Here is a 21,016-nt window from a genome sequence, read left to right as displayed (position 1 = left end):
GTGTACACCTCTTTTATTTTTCTTTGATAACATCATGGATTTACCCTATGGCATTATGACTTGTGTTTGTCCATAAAATGGTTTGAACACAATGTCTGTGTGTGATGCTTCTTGAGTATAAGTGATTTTTATCTCAATAATCGTCTTTGTGCTTGGTTCGTAGATGAATGTAAATTCTATGTCTTGTGAAGTATTGATTGTATAGCCTAGAACACTACGAATTCTACTGTTTTTAATGACACCTACAAAGGTATTTTTGAGATTATCTTTAGATACTTCAAAGCTTTCAAAATCATCTGCCTGAATGCGTTGTACTGGTAAAACAAGCGTTTGATATGCTTCTAAGGTTGAATATTCCCATGTGACTGGTTCATCTTCTATTTGTGTGCCTTTTTGGTTTTGATAGAAATAATATGTTTTTTGTGTGATTTCATAAGGTGATACCGTATTAAATGTTAATAGTCTTTTTTGTATGTGTTCAGTCATGATTTTGATATCATCTGATCGATCGATTCTTTCTTTGATGTGATCATAATTCATGATGACATCATTTACGTATTGTTCGGTAATCAGATCATAGCCATCGATGTTGTTCAATTGAAAATCTCCAATCGTCGCATTTATATTAGAAATGTCTGGATTATTGTTAATCTTATTACAAGCACTTAATATCAAAAGGGTAATGGATAGTGTTATGAATATAACTAATTTTTTCATAAATAACGTCTTCCCTTCCATAAAGTGACTAGAGATAATAGAGATAAACTGCTTAAAACGAACAGTGATGTTACGCGTGTTCCAATGGATTGTGCAGTTTCATACTCTTGATTCAATGTAGTTACATAAGCATTATATGCTGCTATTTTTTCTTCTAAAAGTATGTTTAGAACTTCTTGATCCTCTGGGTGCATGTCTTTAGTGAGCAAGGTTGCTTCTAGGAGTGTGTGATAGTCATCTAAAGATACAGAGGTTAATTGTTCCAATGACTCATAAACTTCAGTAGATGATCGGTATGTTTGAATGTAAATGGTGATGAAGTTACTTGGAAGATGATAGGTTGTTTCTTCGATATATAGGGTTACTTCATATGCTGTCAATTCGTTTAGATCCAATAATTTTGATGTTTTTTGGTAATTAAAGCCATCGATTGAAATCATGACATGTTCACTTAAAGCAGGGTTATTGAACTCTACCCACGTGTCTTTAACAATCCATGTGAAATCATCAATTGATATTTGACGTCCAGCTTTGGATATGATGATTTCACCACTAAGTATTAGTGGGTGGTAGTTTTCATGTGATAAAGTGACTTCGATGGAATATGTCCCTGCTTCTATAAATGTGTTGTTTTTGTTATAGACCACAGATAACGTATCCCCGTATTGTGTGGTTGTTTTGTTTAACACAAACGCTCTGATGCTTCCATCATATGTAAACAATCCACCTTCTAGTGTAATGCCTTCGATGGTTGCTGGCTCTATGGTCAGTTCAGCAATCATGTTCTCAACAGGATCCATGCCTTCTTCGACAACGAATCTTGCGATCACTTGTTGTGTCCCTACATCTAGTCTTGTTTGTAAAGTATAGATGACTTCTTTAATACCTTCAGGTAAATCACCGTTGATTTCTATTTTTTTCTCTGTACCATCATAGGTAAATGTCTGATGATCAAATGTAATGCCAGTCATATCTACTGTTTGACCTTTAATGGTATAAACACCTTGAATGATGGTTATTTCATAAGATGGGTGATTGATATGTGTAGTGATTGTATACATCCCCGCTGAAAGACCTTCTTCTTTTTGAAGTACAATATCTAGGTCATCATAAAGATTCCCTATAACTGTGTATGTCAAGGGCAATAGTTCTTGACCTAAAAAGGATGTTTTAGAATCGATTTGAATGGTTATTGGTGCTTTTGAGATGGTTAGCGTTGAAGTAAGTATTAAATCTTCATAACCTTCTTTAGAGATGGTTGCTGTAATGTCATATGTGCCTGGTAAAACATACCCTTCTGAAGGATCATAAGTGATTGTACTACCTTCAATTGGATTGGTGACTTCTAGATGGTGTGCTTCTTTATTGTAAACAACAGTTTTTGGATCTAACCGCATGGAAGTATCTAAATCATATTGTGCAGTCATCGTTTGATCTTTAGTCGCAACATCAAATGACTCACTCCATCCTTTAAACACATAACCAAGTCTAAGTGGTGCTTCAGGTGCAATGATTGGATCATTTTCTATGATGGTAGATTGTGATAAAACCTCCCCAAAAGCATCTAAGAAGGTGATGGTATACGCTTGCCCTAATTGAATGATTAATGATTCAAATTCCAAAGCAATCTCATTCAAATCCGAATCAACAAGTCCACTACCAGAAATGTGAATCGAACCACTATAGGGTTGTGATTTGATGATTGGTTCAAAGGTAATCGTTAATAAGTGTTCATTTAAGGTGAGTCCTTCTTCATGAATGTATGAAAAACGTATGGTTCCCAAACCAATCGTTTCATTAAACATAAGTATCCCACCATTTTGATTCACATTGGGACCCAATTCAACTTGAATAGCTTTGATTTTTTGAGCATCATAGGTGATGATAAAATCTCCAGCAGCTAAATTAGAGAATGCATCAATGTGAAGGTCAATTGTAAAGTTATCTTGGTTTGAACCTGTAAATGATGATAAGTATAAACTTGGTAATGATACTTCAGGTTCTGTATATGTCAATTGAATGGGTATGTTTTGAGCTGAACTGAGTAAAGGCACCAACTGATCATTATATAAATTTTTATATTGAACGGTGATTGTTGATGATACATTTGTATTCTCAATTACCTTCATTTGGATGGTTACAAATGGATATGCACTTGATAGTCCGTTTAACGATGCAAATGAGAGGTTTAAATATCCTTTAATCGCATGATTCATCGTGTGCAGTGTTTGAGCATCAATAAGACTATGACCCAATTGATATCCAACAAACTCAAGTTTAGAGGCGTCATAGAAAAACTCTAAGTTGCCAGTTGCCATATTTCTTAAATTCCAAGAATATAATGTCACATCAAATGTATCACCTTGACGCAAGGTTGATTGACTTAAGAAGTTTTGAAAATGGATGCTTTCAAATGTGATGGGTCTTGGTGTGATGTTTAATGATGATGGTTGGCTTGTGATGTCAACAGCTTCTAAGTTTATATCATAGGCTTCACCAACTGCGATAATGAGCGGATAGGTATCTATAGGGGTATCAGAGAGGGTTGTTATCCAAAAATTAACCATGGTGCCTCCACCATAGATACCTTCAAGTGATGCCATCGTTAAACGAAAAACACCTCTTTCATCAAAATTTAATGAGGTGTTTGCTTGATTGAATAAATATCCTGTATGTGCTGATGAAATAGAAAAATACGTTTCATCATAATAAATATCAAAAGAAAGTGCTGCTAAATTTTGCACATGGTTAATCGATACACTGATGTATGCAGAATCCCCGGGATGTACAGTAGGTGCACTCATGGTGATGAGTGGTGTCGGAGATATCTCTTCAGCTTTTATTGTTTGCTTATTTTCAAAAAGCAAAAACAAGCATACCACAGTTAAAATAAATGTACTGATTCTATGAGCCAAGATAGGACCCCCTGTCGATTTACAATGATAGATAATTGGGATTGTTATGTTTATTATGATTTTAGCACAATTACATTGTGAAGTAAATAGGGGGTTGAATTTTCATGTTTAAAAACTACATAAATAATAATATTTTCTTGTGGGAATTTCTTTATTATAATGCTCGAATCATCAGTGAAACAGTGGCATTTGTAGATAATCTATATTCTGTCAGCACACCATCAATCTCTAAATTGACTCTTTGACCACTATAGCTTTTATTATGAACGACTACGACAATTGATTGATCAGGATTTAAAAATCAGTTTTTGAAACTTACATATCTCTATTATATAACACGTCTACCACGCGTACCACGCCAAAAACTGTAGTTACAACCAAAACTTATCTACTAATAAGTTGCTATTTTTCGTGATTTTTTCAAACTAAGTATGAATATTCTTTATTGCAAAGTAATTCTGCTTATTTGTATATAAGTTTTATGAAAACAGGAGTGTATACCCTAAATGGCAAAATACTTTCACAAAATCTCAACTTATTTTGATTCCTTATCATACCACATGAAATCAATTACATAAGTTCCAGTTTCGAGGACTTTTTGAATATCTTATAAACCCTTATAATTTTTTTCATCAAAGACAAAAAAACCTACCACAAAATGTGGTAGGTAAATTGATTACTAGTTGGTGACCCGTACGGGATTCGAACCCGTGAATGCATGCGTGAAAGGCATGTGAGTTAACCGTTTCTCCAACGGGCCAATGGCGGAGCGAGAGGGATTTGAACCCTCGCACGGGGTTAACCGTCTAACGCGTTAGCAGTGCGCCCTCTTCGGCCTCTTGAGTATCGCTCCATTGTAGGCATGAATTAAATCATGCCTTATTATATTAACTTATTTTGTGTTCGTTGTCAATCACTAATTTGATGTATTTACCATGGTTAGCCCTACTTGACCTTTATCACGGTCAATATTGAGTACCCAGACAGTTACAATTTGCCCAACTGAGACAACATCTTTGGGATGTTTCACAAATTTATTAGACAATTTAGAGATATGAACTAGACCATCATTTTTAAGTCCTACGTCAACAAAAGCACCAAAGTCTGTGACGTTTCTTACAGTACCTTCTAATTCCATACCTACCTTTAAGTCTTCAATAGATAATACATCAGATTTTAAGATTGGTTGAGCATAGTCATCACGTGGATCTCTCATTGGTGCAACAAATGCATCTAGTATAAGATCTAGTGTATATTTATCGGTATGTAGTTCACGAGCTACTTGTTCTCTATCGATATTATCTGTCCATAGTCTAATACTTGGTTTACCAATATCTTCAGGACTGATATTTAATTTTTTCATCACTTCTCTTGCAAGTTCATAACTTTCAGGGTGAATGGATGTTTGGTCTAAGACTTCATTAGATTCTGGTATTCTTAAGAAACCAACTGCTTGTTCATATGTTTTAGGTCCAAGGCTTGGTACTTTTAATAAATCTTCACGAGATTTAAAACCACCAATATCATTTCTGTAATTTACTAATTTTTCGGCAACATTCTTGCTTAAACCGGAAACATAGGTTAATAGTGACTTGCTTGCAGTATTTGCATTGACACCCACTTGGTTTACAACTTGTGTAACAACAAAGTTTAGAGAATCATCTAATTTCTTAGGGGCAATATCATGTTGGTATTGACCAACACCAATAGATTTTGGATCTATTTTAACAAGTTCAGATAATGGATCTTGTAGCCTTCTTGCAATACTTGCAGCAGAACGCTCTTCCACTGAAAAATCAGGGAATTCTTCACGTGCAACATCACTTGCAGAATATACAGATGCACCCGCTTCATTAACGATAACGTATTTAGCATCCATGTTTTGTTCTTTAATCACTTCAACAACAAACCTTTCAGTTTCTCTTGAAGCTGTACCATTACCAATTGCTATTAATTCAAATTTATATTTTTTGTATAAAACTTTTAATTGAAGTTTAGCTTCAAACACTTTTTCAGGATTTGGTTTACCACCTTGAGTCATCTCGTGTGGATAAATTACCCCTTTATCAAGTACTTTCCCAGTTTGATCAACAACAGTCCACTTACAGCCTGTTCTAAATGCAGGGTCAATACCTAAAATTACTTTACCTTTTAAAGGTGGTTGTAATAAGAGTTTAGATAAATTATCTGCAAAGACTTCAATCGCTTGTTCTTGTCCTTTTTCAGATAGTTCTGTACGAATTTCTCTTTCAATTGAAGGAAAGATCAAACGTTTAAGTGAATCTTTAACAGCATCTTCTAAATACGCATCTGCATTGGAAGGCTTTTTAATCACTTGTTTTATAAGATAATTTTCCATAGCATCTTTAGTACCATCTAATTTAACTGTAATAACTTTTTCATCTTCAGCACGGTTAATTGCTAAAATTTGATGTGGTTTAAGTTTAGTGATGGATTGACTATAGTCATAGTAGATCTCATATACACCTTTCACATCTAATTCTTTACCATTTTTTCTTAGATTAGATATCAACACACCATGTCTAAATAAGTAATCTCTTAAATATTTACGATAGTTTGCATCATCACTAACAAGTTCTGAAATAATGAATCCAGCGCCTTCAAGTGCATCTTTTGTAGTTAATACCTCATCATTAAGATATTTGTTTGCTTCTTCTAATACATCCGTTTTTGGAAAAGATAATAAGAATTTTGCAAGTGGTTCTAAACCTTTTGCGATAGCTTCTGTCGCTTTAGTCTTTTTCTTTTCTTTGTATGGTCTATAAAGGTCTTCAACTTCCACTAATTTTGTAGCACTTAAAATTTCATTTTTAAGTTCTTCAGTTAGCATACCTTTTTCATCAATTAAACGGATAACATCTTCTTTACGTTTAAATAAGTTATTCGCATACTCAAACATCTGGTTGATCGCAAATATTTGTTCCTCATCCATACCACCAGTCATTTCCTTACGGTATCTAGCGATAAATGGAATGGTTGCACCATCTGCTAAAAGTTCAAGTACAACTTTGACTTTAGCTGTTGGTAATTTGAGTTCTTTTGATACACTCATTACTAATTGTTCGTTCATAGTTTCCTCCTAATACTCGTTCTATATAATAAATAAAGGGAAAAATTGATTTCCCTTTATAAATGGTTAATTTAATTCGTTTAATACGTCTGTTAATTTATCTTCAGCACGTTTGTTTTGACCTACTTGGTCAAAAGGTCCGTACCAATTTAAGTCTTCACCATTAAATACGTGTAATAACACAGGGATTGTTGCTCTTGAAGCTTGTCCATCAGTAATATCAACAACTGCTTGCCAACTTTCATTTGCAGGATTATCCACATTCACAAAGAATAAAACATATTCATCGTTAATTACAGTGAATTCAAAATCGTCAAATTCTACCTTTTTAACAGTGTCTAAAGCCATGATATCATCAGCCACATCAAGTGCACCTGGTTGCCATGAGTTTGTATCTTTTTCTGAATAGAATAAGATATAAACATTTGCATATCTATCCAGTGTATATTTTAAACCTTTATGCGTAAGGTTTTCAAAATTTTCACGGTTTGATATTTTAGTAATATCATCTACTAAAACATAGTTTGATTCTTCATAACGGAAAGGATCATTATCTCTTCCACTTGAGATGATTGCATCAATTACAAAATATAGCACAACAGAGACCATTGCAACCGCCATAATAATTAATACAATTTTGAAAAATAATTCGCCTTTTTCTGATTCTTCTTTAATACCTGATAAGTTTTTTTCTACTTTTTCTTGTTTAACAGGTTTTTTAACATCTTTTTTATTTATTCTTGCCATGTTTTTCACATCCTTAAATTTTTACGCAATAATATTATACTTAAATATCATCAATTTTACAACCTAAACTTTAGTTTCTAATACAACAAATGCGATAGCATAAAGGTTTGTGTGACTTATTGTAATATGTACTACAAAATCAGTTGTATGTTTAGATAGAACATAAGGTGCACCCACACTGTCATTTAGTACCGAAAAATCTTTATAATTGGCCGTTTTATCTCCTGCTTTAAAGCATTTGAATAAAGATTCTTTGACAGCAAATCTACCAGCTAAATAGGTTAATTTCCTATTTTCATGGTTGATTTTTGCATATTCGTTCTTTTCATCTTCATTTAATATTTTATCTTTAAAGCGGTCAATGCCAATGGATTTAATTCTTTCTAATTCAACTAAATCTGTACCGATAGCATGTATCATATTAACCCTCATTTCTTAACTCATTTGCTAAATCTTTGATCTTTTTAAATCGGTGATTTAGTCCTGATTTTGTAATCGTTTCACCGTAGAGTACTTCATACTCATCAATAAGTTCCATGAGAGATGCATCAGGATATGTTTTTCTCAAATGTATTACTTGAAGTAGTTTATCATTTAATCTCATGTGATACTTTTCTATGAGTTCGATATCTTTTAATTGACTATTAGCTGCTACAATTGTTTTTTTCTCATTAGCAATCTCACAGTTTAATATACGGTTAATAGAGTTATTAAAATCTCTTTTAATACGTATATCTTCAAATTCAAATACTGTTTGAGATGCGCCAATATATCTTAGGAAGTCTTCTATTTTATTGACATCTTTTAAGTATACAATATACCCTTTACGTCGCTTCGTGATTTTAGCATCCATGTCAATGAAGTTCATTAAGCGTTGTATCTTTAATATAGTGTCTGAGTTTTCAGAATATATTTCTAAATGATACTCTGCCTTTTTAGGATCGTTTACAGAACCAGATACTAAGAATGCACCTCTTAAATAACTGAGTTGAGCTTCTTGAGAAACGGTTAAGAATTCAGAGGCGTCTTTATCTCCTAAAATACCGTGCTCTTGCATAATTTGTTTCAAGGATTCTTGAATGCCTAATCGAACTTGGTGTCCTTTATTAAAACTACCTTGCTGTTTGGTAAGTAAGGTAGAATCAATCTTGTATTGTTGTTTGAGCAGTTTTAAAAACCTTCTTGCAACGGTTGGATTATTTGATTTAAACCAAAGCGTTGGTACACCTTCTGAAATAGAAAGTTCTGTACCTAAATCGATCATCGCAGAGAGTTCAGCTAGTTGTTCTTCATTGGTTGTATTTAGTTGGATGAGTTCATTCTTAACTTCTTTAGCGTAACTCAAATTTTATCATTTCCTTTAATTATAAATTTTCAATATATTTGATAACGTTTTGTGTTGCGATTGCACCATCGCTTACTGCAGTAACAATTTGTCTAATCTTTTTAACGGTTACATCTCCTGCAGCGAATATGCCTTTACAAGGCGTTTGAAAGTCTTCACCGGTTAAGATGTAGCCAAACTCATTTAAGATGTTTAAATCCTTTAAAAATGAGGTTGCTGGGGTTAATCCAACGTACTCAAAGACCCCATCTGTATCAATGACTTGTTCTTTACCATCCACGGATATTTTCACACCTTTTAAGTTATCATCACCAATAAATTCTTTAGTTTCCGCGTTAAAGATAAAATCAACGTTTTTAGCATTCATGAGTAAATCTTGAGCTTTTTTATCCGCTGTTAAATGTGGTAGGTTTTGTACCACTGTGACATGACTCGCAATATTAGATAAGAATAGTGCTTCTTCTACAGCGGAGTTTCCACCACCAATAACAACCACTTTTTTATCTTTATATAATGGACCATCACAGATAGCACACCACGAAATACCTTGTGCAGTGTAATTCATTTCACCTGGTATGTCTAATCTTTTCGGTACCACACCTGTAGTAATTAAAATAGCCTTGGATTCGAATGTTTCATTTGCAGTTACGACTACTTTTGTAGTGCCTAAATCTTTAATTTCTAGTACTTCTTCAAACTTGACTTCTACACCTAAGTTTAATACATGTTCAAACATAGATGTTGCTAGTTCATAGCCTTTAGCTTTTGTAAAACCTGGGTAGTTTTCTACTTCTGCAGTATCTACAATTTGACCACCTGGTGCGCCTTTTTCAAACATCATGACTTTTAAATTCGCACGCTTTGCATATATCGCTGCTGTCATACCCGCAGGACCTGAACCAATTATTAATACATCATAAATCATTTATTTTTACCTCTTAAAATATATAGAGTAGTTTTTCTAAGTTATCAACTACAACGTCTGGTTTTGCACCTAAGAGTGCTTCATAATGCACAGAGTAACTTACTCCGATAGATTTTACATTTGCAGCTTTGGCTGCTAGGATATCATTTGGATGATCACCTACATATGCTGCATTTGAAGGACTTACATGAAGTCTTTCAAGTGCCATATTGATAGGTAGTGGATCTGGTTTATGTTTAGGAGATTCGTCACTACCAATAATTACATCCACATATTGCATTAAATCATTTTGTTCTAATCCTAGTTGTACAAATCTGTGTATCTTACTACTTACAACGCCTATTAGATAGTCATGTTCTTTTAGAGTTTTTAGTACCGTTAAGGCGTTTTCAAAACTCTCTACCTTAACCTTATGATTTACTTCATTAATTTCTCTATAGGTTTTAATCATTGCTTGTAGTTTATTGTTATCTTTTTCATACCATCCAAAGGATTCATCTAGTGTTGGACCCACAAATGCTTTTAATTCTTCATCGGTTAACTTCTTGTTTGGAAAATGGACTTTAAAAGTTGCTGTAATATTTTTGTAGATAAGATCTATGGTATCTAGTAAGGTACCATCTAAATCAAATAATACAGCTTTTCTACCGTAGTCATCATATGCAACACGGTTTTTAACTTTAAGTGTTCTGTATAGATAGATCGCTAACCCAGCAATGATAAGCCCTACTGAGGTTGCAATACTTGTTGGAATGTTAAAAATCATTAAAGGTTCTGGAACACCACTATTCATTCTTAAGATTTCAGTTGGAATACGGCCAATACCATACCACACTAAATAAAACGAAATGATGTCTCCAATTTTAACTTGTTTTTTTCTTCTAAATACTAAGATAAGTATGAGTCCTAAAAGATTCCAACTACTTTCATATAGGAAAGTTGGGTGTCTAAAGGCACCACCTATATTCATGTTGTCTCTAATAAACGGTGGTAACCAGTTTAGATTATCAATTGCCGGACCGTAAAGTTCACGGTTCATAAAATTCCCCCAACGGCCAAAGATTTGACCAATTAAGAAACCTGGTCCAACCATATCAAGCACAAAGTAATAATCTATTTTCTTCTTTTTAGCAAATATGATTAAGCCTAGTACTACGACGATAATTGCTCCATGAATAGCTAATCCACCTTCTGTAACATCTAACATACGTAGGATATCACCGTTATATTTATCTAAGTTAAATAAAACATACCAAAGTCTTGCACCAATGATTGCAGAAGGTACAAAAACTAATAAGCCATCCCAAAGAATGTTTGGATCTTGTTTATATCTTGTAAGTTCTAAATAAGATAAAACTGCACCACTAATGATACCTGATAAGATAAACACCGCATACCACTGTACACTAAATGAACCCAGTTCAAATGCAGTGCCACTATAAGGGGCAGTGCCAAAGGTTGCAATCAGTATAAGTAGAAGGAATAATAATGTAATACCACCATATACAATATAGCCTTGGTATTTTTTAAATGTCGTCATCATCGTCTGTCTCTCCTTTTAGAGCTTTTGCTGCTACGTTTTGTATAAGTGTTTCTGCTGCGTTATAACCTAAATATTTTAACTTTTGATTCATTGCTGCAGATTCTACTAAGGTCGCGTTATTACGTCCTGGTAAAACTGGAATTGTAATCTTTGGTATTTCGGTACCAAAAATAGTATAGTTTTGAGTTTCAATACCTAGTCGGTCATACGTTTTAGACTTATCCCAATGTTCTAATTCAATCACTAATCTAATTTTTTTGTTTTCTCTAAATGCTCCAGCACCTAACATTTGAACCACATCTACAATACCAATACCGCGTATTTCTATATAGCGTTCTAGTATTTTGGGTGCTTTACCAATAATCACACCAGGTGCTGTTTCATAAACATCAACTCTATCATCAGCCACTAAAATATGATTTCTTTTAATCAGTTCCAGAGCAGTTTCCGATTTACCTACACCAGATTTACCAATAATTAATGTACCCATACCATAAATATCTAGTAACGTACCATGAATACTTTCACGTGGTGCAAGTGCACTACGTAAATAAGAATATAGTTTTGAGTTAATTGGTGTTGTACGTTCATTGGATTTATAAAGTGGTACATGATACTTATTACCTAAGTCCATAAAGTATTGTGGGATATCCACATTAATACTAAATATCACTGCAGGTGGTTGTAGTTTAAGTACCGCATCTACACGCTCAATTTGAACTTGCTCATCTAGTAACATCAAAAAGTGTGCTTCTTTTGAACCGATAAGTAAAATACGTTGTGGATCAAAAAAATCTAAGAATCCTGCAAACTCTACACCAGGTCTGCTAAGCATTTCTACTTCTACACGTCTATCCTCTCCGTCAAAACCTGCCACTATTTTTAAATTTAAGTCATGTGCTATTTTTTTAAGTCTAATTGAATTTTTATAAGCCATGAGATGCCCCTTTCTGAATCCACTTGGATTTTCTTACATATGTTGTAAATAATAATCTAATCATCATAAAGATGAATGTAAATGCGAAAATGTTGGAACCATTATAAAGAAATGATATTTGGCTGATACTTAAGTCAACTAAATAAAAGGATAAGAGATTACTTAAGTAAAACATGAGACCAAATGTCATCAGTACAAATCTGTATAAGTATCTTACCATGAGTCCTTTGATAAATACTTCAATACTCGTAAATAATAACATAGCTACTACAAAGGATTCAATCGATTCAAATTGAATGATTGGATAAAATCTTAAAGATAGTCCTACGACTATACCACCCACTAAAAAGTTAATGATGGTAAGTAGTAATACATGATAACCAAAATTCATGTGTAAAATAAGCCCTAATTGGTAACCAATAATCGCCTTTTTTTTACGTATGATTTTATCCTTGTTGTCTTCTTTTTTATTTGGATCGTTTGAATCATTTTGCATAAATAATTTTCCTTATAATAAATCTTTTAAATATCTTCCAGTATAGCTATTATGATTTTTAGCTAACTCTTCTGGTGTACCCATACCTACAATATAACCACCTGCATGACCACCATCTGGTCCTAAGTCAATAATATGATCTGCATTCTTTATCACATCTAGGTTATGTTCAATCACAACCATGGTTGCTCCTTGGTCTACAATTCTGTGTAATACGCTTACTAAGCGTTTTACGTCATCTGTATGTAGTCCAGTAGTAGGTTCATCTAAAATAAATAATGTTTTAGATGTAATACGTTTATAGAGTTCTGATGCAAGTTTCACACGTTGAGCCTCACCACCAGATAAGGTTGGTGCAGATTGTCCTAATTTAATATAACCTAAACCTACATCTTGAATGGTTTTTAGTTTATCATAAATCTTAGGATGGTTTTCAAAGAAACTTACAGCTTCATCAATCGTCATATCTAATACATCTGCAACAGACTTACCACGATATTTTATTTGAAGGGTTTCATGATTATATCTTGTACCCCCACAAACCTCACATGGTACATAAACATCCGGTAAGAAGTGCATACTAATTTTAATGACACCATCACCGCTACAATGTTCACAACGTCCTCCGCGTACGTTAAATGAAAATCTTCCCTTTTTATAACCCCTCATCTTCGCTTCATTGGTAAGTGCGAACACATCTCTAATATCATCAAATACACCTGTATAAGTTGCAGGGTTACTTCTTGGGTTATACCCAATTGGGGATTGTGATATTTCTATAATTTTATCAATATAACCGTAGTCTTGAATCATATCATGTCGTCCTGCTAATTCTTTAGAACGATATAATTTTTGTCTAAGTCCTTTTAAAAGTATCTCATTCACTAATGTAGACTTACCACTACCAGATACACCTGTAACAAGTGTTAACTTAGATAATGGGATTGCAACCGAAATATCTTTAAGATTATTTTCTTTAGCACCAATAATCATAATATCTTTTCCGTTACCTTTACGTCTTACTTTAGGTACTTCTACTTTAAGTTCACCCTTTAAATACTTACCTGTTAAACTATTTGGATTGTCCATAACTTCTTGTGGTGTTCCAGCAGCCATAATACGTCCACCGTATTCACCAGCATATGGTCCAATATCCACTAAGTAATCAGATTCCAACATGGTGTCATGGTCATGTTCTACCACAATTAATGTATTACCAAGGTCCCTCATTTTTTTAAGTGAGTTGATAAGTCTTTCATTATCTTTTTGATGTAAGCCAATACTTGGTTCATCCAAGACATATAACACGCCAGAAAGTTTAGAACCAATTTGAGTAGCCAATCTAATACGCTGTGCCTCACCCCCTGAAAGGGTTGCTGCACCGCGTGCTAGATTTAAGTAGCCTAATCCAACATCATCTAAGAAGATAAGACGGTGACTAATTTCTTCAAGTAATAGTTTTGAAATTTGTTGTTGTTCGTTGTTTAAATCAAGGTTGAAAATTAAATCTTTGAGTTCTTCAACTGGTTTATCCATCATTTCACTAATATTTAATTTTTTAATTTTTACAGATAATGCTGCTTCATTTAAACGGTGTCCCTTACATACAGGACAAGTAGATTCAGACATAAAGGATTCAATCCATTTACGAATCCAATCAGATGTCGTTTCAATATATCTTCTATTTAGGTTTTGAATAATACCTTCAAACTTAACACGTTTTTCATGACGTCTACCGCTATTAGATACTAATGCGAATTCAATCTTTTCTTTAGTTCCATAAAGTATAATATCTAGCTTATCTTCTGGTATTTCTCTAATTGGTTGGTAAGGATCAATACCATAATGTGCGCACACAGTTTCAATTTCTTGGATATTAAGGTTATTTTCATCCGCATGACGATAAGGAATAATACCCCCATCAAGTAATCCTTTTTCAGGATTGACAACTAATTCTTTCGCTACTTCCATTTTTAGTCCTAAACCATTACAGTGTGGACAAGCACCAATCGGTGTATTAAATGAAAATAATCTAGGTTCTAGTTCAGGTATTGTAAAATCACTGCCCTCACAAAAGAAGCGCTCACTAAAATCAATCACTTCATGATCGTTTATGATGATTCGCGTTTTACCTTCACCAAATTTAGCGGCCATTTCCATAGCATCATATACTCTAGATCTTATACCTTCTTTAATAACTAATCTATCAATGACTACTGCAATATCATGAAATTTATTTTTATCTAAGGTTTCCATCTCTTCGATTAAGTGTACTTCACCATCGACCCAAACACGTGTAAATCCTTCTTTTAACCATCCAGATAATTTTTCTTTATGTGTACCTTTTTGTCTATTAATTGTAGGTGCTACGATAATTACTTTAGAGTTTTCGGGTATTTTTAAAACACGAAGCGTCATTTCTTCGATGGTTTGCTTAGTCACAGGTGTATCAGAACCCGGACAATATGGTACCCCTACACGAGCATAGAGTAATCTAAAGTAATCATAGATTTCAGTTACCGTACCAACAGTAGATCTTGGGTTATTAGACGTTGTTCTTTGGTCAATTGAAATACTTGGTGATAATCCGTCAATAGAGTCAACATCCGGTTTTTCATAGTTACCTAAAAACTGTCTAGCATAACTAGATAATGACTCCATATAGCGTCTTTGACCTTCTTGATATATTGTATCAAATGCCAAACTTGACTTACCACTACCAGAAACACCAGTCATAACAACCAGTTTGTTTTTAGGAATATCTAAGTCTATATTTTTTAAATTATTTTCCCTTGCGCCTTTAATGCGTAACCAATCATTATTCATTAATCTTCACCTTGAATGTAGCCTCATCCATAACTTCTATACCCAGTTCTAATGCCTTGGTAAGTTTAGAACCGGCCTCTTTACCTGCTAAAACATAATCTGTCTTTTTAGAAACAGATCCACTAACCTTGCCACCTAATTTTTCAATGATATCACTTGCTTCAGTTCTTGAAAAATCATCTAGCGTGCCTGTAACAACAAATGTCTTACCATTAAATGGATGTGTTGTAACAACATCTATTTTGTAAGTCATTTGTAGTCCTAAGTTCTTTAATTCTTCTAACATATGTTGGTTCGATTCATTAGAGAAATAAGTAGTTACACTATCTGCAATTTCTGGACCAACATCAGGTATTTGAATTAAATCCTCATACTTCGCATCAGCTAATAACGCAATTGATGGATAGTGATTTAATAATGTTTTTGCAACTTTTGCACCCACATTTTTAATACCTAATCCAAAGATAAGTCTATCTAAGGTTTGCATTTTAGATGCTTCAATGGCATTAAGTAGTTTTTCTACCTTCTTTTTACCAAATCCAGGTAGTTCTTCTAATTGATCTTTAAAGGTATGTAATTTGTAGATATCCGGTATCGTTTGAAGATAGGTTTGATCATGTAAAAGTTCAACAACCTTTTCTCCTAATGTATCTATATCCATAGCAACTCTACTTGCAAAATGAATAAGCCCAAATACGTTTTTACCCGGGCAATTATTATTTGTACAATAATAATCTGCCTCACCTTGTTTTCTTTCTAAACTTGATTCACAAGCCGGACAATGTTTAATCATTTCAAATGGTGCTTGGTTGTTTCTACTATCCATTACGACTTCAATCACTTCAGGTATGATTTCCCCTGCTTTATGAACCAATACTTGATCATGAATTCGAATGTCTTTATTTAATATATAATCTTCGTTATGTAGTGTAGCTCTAGATACTAAAGAACCAGATATAAATACTGGTGTTAATACAGCCACCGGTGTAATCACACCAGTACGTCCTACTTGGAAGATGATATCTTCAACTTGAGTAATTTGTTTTTCAGCCTCAAACTTATATGCGCCTGCATACTTAGGATATTTAGCCGTGTAACCAATTGTTTCATAATGTTCAAACTGGTTGACTTTAATAACTACACCATCTGTATCATATGGTAATGTTTTTCTTAAAATGTCATAGTTATCAATAGCATCTGATAATGCATCTAAATTATCAACAAGTTTATAATGAGGATTTACTGGAAACCCTAGTTCTGATAAAAATTCTAACGTTTCTTTTTGTGTGTTATTAAAATTACTTGCACCTACTACAGTATAGGTAAAGAGATCCAACCTTCTTTTAGCAACCACTTTAGAATCTAGTTGTCTGACTGTACCAGCTGCTGCATTTCTAGGATTTACAAATAAATCTAGATTGCTATTAGCACGTTCTAAATTCACTTCTTTAAATGTCTTATGAGACATATAAATTTCACCACGTACTTCTATATCTAAAGGTTTAGATAATTGTAGTGGTAAGGTTTTAATGGTCTTAACATTTTCAGTAATATCTTCACCCACCACACCATTACCACGAGTAGCTGCCTTTTTAAATATACCTTTTTCATAAATAAGCGTTACTGCTAAACCATCTATTTTAAGTTCTGTTGTAAAACTAGTGTTTGGTATAACTTTTTGAATTCTATCATAAAAGACCTTTAACTCTTCTTTGTTAAAGATATTAGATAAACTCATCATTGGTACCGTATGTGTATGCTTTTTAAAGGCATCTAAAACAATACCACCAATTTTTTTGGTTGGAGATGTTTCATCATCATATTCTGGATATTTAGTTTCAAGTTCAATCAATTCACGCATTAATCCATCATAGACAAAATCACTAATAATCGGTTGATCTTTTGTATGATATAGGTAGTTTGCTTCATTGATTTGTTTTCTTAGCTCTTTGATTCTAGTCTGTATGTCCATAATTATCACCTTTAGATTATTATACCACGAGGCCGCCTGTGTCATGAATATTTTAGCAGGAGAATACGGTAATTTTACACATACTTTATTTTCATGTTTGTATTTTTTATAAATGATGTTTTCTTAGTTGAAAACATAAATAAGTAGTCCATAGCACGTGTCATACCTACAAACAATAACCTTCTTTCTTCTTCTGTATTTTTATAAATATTTATTTTATCATAAGGTAGATCTTCTAATCCAACAATAAATACAGCCCTAAATTCAAGACCTTTAGATTCGTGAAAACTTAAAAATCTAACACTAAATAAATAATGTCTTTTAAGTAGTTGTTTTAAGTAAGCTATTTGATAATGATTTCTAAATAAAATCACTGCATCAAATAATTTATAATGTTTGATTAGATTGATAAGCTGTTCATATAATTTATCTTTCTTACCAATATAAGTAATTGGTATATGACTTTTTTCTTTAATGCCAATTAATCGCTTGTTATAGCGATTAATGTTTTTCTTAATGAGCTTATTAGATACATCTAATATCCATGGATTAGATCTGTAATTCATTTCTAACTTCAGTAATTTTGCAGCGTAATCTTTGATATATCGGCCAATCAGTTCTACTCTTGCACCTCTAAATGCATAAATAGATTGGTCAGGGTCTCCTACTGCAAATATATGTACACCTTCTTTAAACATCCTTTTTAGGAGTTCATATTGTAGTAGATTGGTATCTTGAAACTCATCTATAAATATATGTTTAAATGGATGATTACCCATATACGGAAATGCTTCAATCATTAGGTCATCAAAATCTAGTAAGTTACGTGTATTTAAGTACGCCTCATATGTATGATATATTTTTGGTTTCTTACTTGTTTTTATACTATTTTTATAAGTTGCAACCTTAAGTACCTCATCCGGACTAAATTCGTTATTATACTCAAATACTTGAAATGTTTTATGACTACTTAAGACCTGGTAACAATACCCATGAAAGGTGTGCGTTGCTACATCATAGCCTTTAAGTCTTTCTTTCATTTCATCGGTTGCTTTATTGGTAAATGTAATACATAAGATTTCATTTGGATCCACTCCATTTAAAATCAACCGCTTAATTCTTTCCACAATAACTCTAGTTTTTCCACTACCAGCACCTGCAATTAAAAATATACATCTTTCATTAGATGTTACTGCAAGTTCTTGTTCTTTATTTAATAGCATGTTTATACCTCCTTTAATTTTATAGTAGTTATAACATGCTAAAAATACTTTTATAAAGTAAAAACCACAATCTCTAAGATTAGAGATTGTGGCTTATGTTTAAATCTTTATGTAACTGTTACAGTTAAAGTAACATTTTCGGAACTGTTATTAAATAAGGATGCAACTGTTAAAGAAACGTTGATTTTACCACCTTGATTCCATGAGTAAGTATTTAAGTTTAATGTACCACTTGTAAGTAGGTCACTTTGCTTAATGGAACCATTACCTGGAATTGAGTTGTTTTTATCTGCTTCTAAGATTTGATTGATGAAACTTGAAGAACCTTCATTGTCATTTATAAAGTATTCACCCCAAAATACCGGGTTAGATGTAAGTCTTGCATCAATATGGTATACAACTATACCTGCGTTACTTGGAATATATTCTAATCCTGAATGTGCACTATATAATCCGTTAGGTGTATAGAACATAACAAGTAAATATTCATCAAATGCGTTACCATCATTTAAATCACTTGAGTTAAACGGAATTAATAAAGTATTGTTTAAACCATCTGTATCTGTTGAGTAACTATCAAGTGTTACTTGGTAAGTTCCTTTTTGAGCTATGAGTGGTTGTAACCAACCAAATACTAATTTATTGAATGGACCATGATCCCCTGCATTAGCATCCATCATGTCAAATCCACCCATTGGTCCATACCGTTCGCCATCATACTGATAGAAATCTACTATACCCATTAAGTGACCAAGTTCATGAATATAGGTTTCACTATTTAATATAAGGTCATTATTTCCCGGTAATGTATCATTAATGAACTCATAACTTGCCCAGAAATAATATTCAAAGTTTTTACCGTCTAATTCACTTACACTACCAACAATCGTTGGGTCAGATACGTATACCCAAGCCCACCATGGATCCACATCATAATTGTAATCAGTTGAGTAGATGAAGATAATTGAATCAATGACACCGTCATTATTAGAGTCATATTTGCTAAAGTCAATTGTACTATCAAGTGCTGTTAATGCATCTAAAATAACGTATTGATCACCATCTTCATCCTTAGTTTCATAATAAGACTTAACATTGCTTGTTATGTGTTTATCTAAGATATCAAAATTTAAATCAAGTAACCCAAAACTACTCTTATAGTAATAACTTGAAACACTTTCCCAACCTGTATCTAGACTTGTACCATTAAATACTTTATCTAGTTTGGTTTTATAACTTGCTTCAAATGGTACATTTTGGATTTCTACTGGTACAACTAATACATCATATGTACCAGTTGAAGGTAAACCTGACATACCAAATTGAGAAACTTCGTATTCATTAATGGATTGACGTTTTGATAAGGCTTCTAAAACAACTTCCTCCATGACTGCATCAAACTGATAGATATATACTTCTAAACTTTCAGTACCTTTAATAATGTACATTGCATATGCTAAATCATCATTTACAACATATACATAAACATCATGTCCTATTAACAATGATAAATCATTATCTTTTTCAAACGATTTATTAAGTATGAGATTGATATATGTTGTGTATAAAGTATCTATATCTAATGTTGTTCCACCAACAACCTTAAATGACTTATCATTTACTTTAGTTACTTTTAAATTACTTAAGTCTGCAAAATCTGGCATATAAGTATTAAAATCTAAATCATCAAACTTAGCTTCTAAATCTGTTACAACATCACTCCATAATTCATAAACTGGTGCTGGTGCTTTCCCTGATAATAAATTCACATTAAAGATCATGAATTGTCCGCCATTAGATGTAGCACCTGAACCCTGGAATAATAATCTAAACTTGGATGCGTTAATACCAGAGATAGTAATTAATGTTTTACTTGTTGTAATTTGGCTATAGAAGTCTCCATTAGCTAAATCTGTCCAAACACCATTATTAAATACTTGCAGTTTAGCCCCTGCTAGGTTTGGACTAAAGCTTGTTCTTGCTTGTATTTCAAAACTCATTGTATCAATTACATTACCTAGTGCATCTATTTCTAGATATACTAAAGGTTTCTTTATATCTTTTACGTTAGAAGCGAATATCTTACCTTTTGATAAACCACCTGGTGCGGTTTGAGTAATATTTGCTATATGGCTTGCTTTTACAATCACTTTGTTTGTACTGCCAGCAAAATTTAGTGTAACATCGATATTATTTTTATAACTTCCATCTAGTGTACTTGTTGTATCTTGAACATTAAAGCTATAATACTCACCAATTTCAGGTTCAACTGGATCTAC

General features: G+C 33.0%; 14 protein-coding genes, 2 tRNA genes and 1 pseudogene. All 17 read right to left on the bottom strand.

The genetic code is table 11. The annotated features are described in order from the left end of the window. Window positions 1-45: 45 nt before the first annotated feature. Window positions 46-717, bottom strand: a complete 672-nt coding sequence (locus IY230_RS03735; RefSeq protein WP_196369984.1) for a hypothetical protein — start codon at window positions 715-717, stop codon at window positions 46-48. Continuing rightward, on the bottom strand, window positions 714-3,632 hold the full coding sequence (locus tag IY230_RS03730; RefSeq protein ID WP_196369983.1) for a cohesin domain-containing protein: 2,919 nt from the start codon (window positions 3,630-3,632) through the stop codon (window positions 714-716). The genes IY230_RS03735 and IY230_RS03730 overlap by 4 nt, the downstream gene beginning before the upstream one ends. A 154-nt stretch (window positions 3,633-3,786) precedes the next feature. Further along, window positions 3,787-3,921 (bottom strand): annotated as a pseudogene (locus tag IY230_RS06770) (hypothetical protein); the annotation flags it as partial. A 395-nt stretch (window positions 3,922-4,316) separates the two neighbouring features. Next, a tRNA-Glu gene (locus tag IY230_RS03720) sits at window positions 4,317-4,392 on the bottom strand. A 2-nt stretch (window positions 4,393-4,394) separates the two neighbouring features. After that, window positions 4,395-4,485: transfer RNA gene (locus IY230_RS03715), tRNA-Ser, on the bottom strand. A gap of 63 nt (window positions 4,486-4,548) precedes the next feature. Then, the gene (locus IY230_RS03710; RefSeq protein WP_196369982.1) at window positions 4,549-6,723 is read right to left on the bottom strand and encodes a Tex family protein; all 2,175 of its coding nucleotides are present in this window, start codon (window positions 6,721-6,723) and stop codon (window positions 4,549-4,551) included. Between the two features lie 66 nt (window positions 6,724-6,789). Continuing rightward, entirely contained in the window at window positions 6,790-7,470 is a 681-nt protein-coding gene (locus IY230_RS03705) for a hypothetical protein (protein ID WP_196369981.1), read from the bottom strand. 63 nt (window positions 7,471-7,533) lie between these two features. Then, a complete protein-coding gene (gene acpS / locus IY230_RS03700) occupies window positions 7,534-7,890 on the bottom strand; it encodes a holo-ACP synthase (RefSeq protein ID WP_196369980.1) in 357 nt (118 codons plus the stop codon). A gap of 1 nt (window position 7,891) precedes the next feature. Continuing rightward, a complete protein-coding gene (gene whiA / locus IY230_RS03695; RefSeq protein ID WP_196369979.1) occupies window positions 7,892-8,815 on the bottom strand; it encodes a DNA-binding protein WhiA in 924 nt (307 codons plus the stop codon). 19 nt (window positions 8,816-8,834) lie between these two features. Next, window positions 8,835-9,740, bottom strand: a complete 906-nt coding sequence (locus IY230_RS03690) for an NAD(P)/FAD-dependent oxidoreductase (RefSeq protein WP_196369978.1) — start codon at window positions 9,738-9,740, stop codon at window positions 8,835-8,837. Between the two features lie 13 nt (window positions 9,741-9,753). Then, entirely contained in the window at window positions 9,754-11,283 is a 1,530-nt protein-coding gene (gene lgt, locus IY230_RS03685; protein ID WP_196369977.1) for a prolipoprotein diacylglyceryl transferase, read from the bottom strand. Beyond that, window positions 11,267-12,220 (bottom strand): HPr(Ser) kinase/phosphatase, encoded by a 954-nt coding sequence (gene hprK / locus IY230_RS03680; protein WP_196369976.1) that lies wholly within the window; start codon window positions 12,218-12,220, stop codon window positions 11,267-11,269. Before hprK ends, lgt begins: the two co-directional genes overlap by 17 nt. Continuing rightward, entirely contained in the window at window positions 12,210-12,716 is a 507-nt protein-coding gene (locus IY230_RS03675) for a hypothetical protein (RefSeq protein WP_196369975.1), read from the bottom strand. The genes hprK and IY230_RS03675 overlap by 11 nt, the downstream gene beginning before the upstream one ends. Before the next feature lie 12 nt (window positions 12,717-12,728). After that, on the bottom strand, window positions 12,729-15,542 hold the full coding sequence (gene uvrA, locus IY230_RS03670) for an excinuclease ABC subunit UvrA (RefSeq protein ID WP_196369974.1): 2,814 nt from the start codon (window positions 15,540-15,542) through the stop codon (window positions 12,729-12,731). Further along, entirely contained in the window at window positions 15,535-17,514 is a 1,980-nt protein-coding gene (ligA, locus tag IY230_RS03665; protein WP_196369973.1) for an NAD-dependent DNA ligase LigA, read from the bottom strand. Before ligA ends, uvrA begins: the two co-directional genes overlap by 8 nt. Before the next feature lie 74 nt (window positions 17,515-17,588). Beyond that, the gene (locus tag IY230_RS03660; RefSeq protein ID WP_196369972.1) at window positions 17,589-18,737 is read right to left on the bottom strand and encodes an ATP-dependent helicase; all 1,149 of its coding nucleotides are present in this window, start codon (window positions 18,735-18,737) and stop codon (window positions 17,589-17,591) included. 107 nt (window positions 18,738-18,844) lie between these two features. After that, on the bottom strand, window positions 18,845-21,016 hold a 2,172-nt coding region (locus IY230_RS03655), incomplete at its 5' end, for a hypothetical protein (protein ID WP_196369971.1).

The sequence above is a fragment of the Acholeplasma laidlawii genome (genome assembly GCF_015709225.1).
Classification (GTDB): domain Bacteria; phylum Bacillota_I; class Bacilli_A; order Acholeplasmatales; family Acholeplasmataceae; genus Acholeplasma; species Acholeplasma laidlawii_A.
The sequence above is the reverse complement of the archived record's forward strand: the minus strand, read 5'-3'. Positions and strand labels throughout refer to the sequence as shown.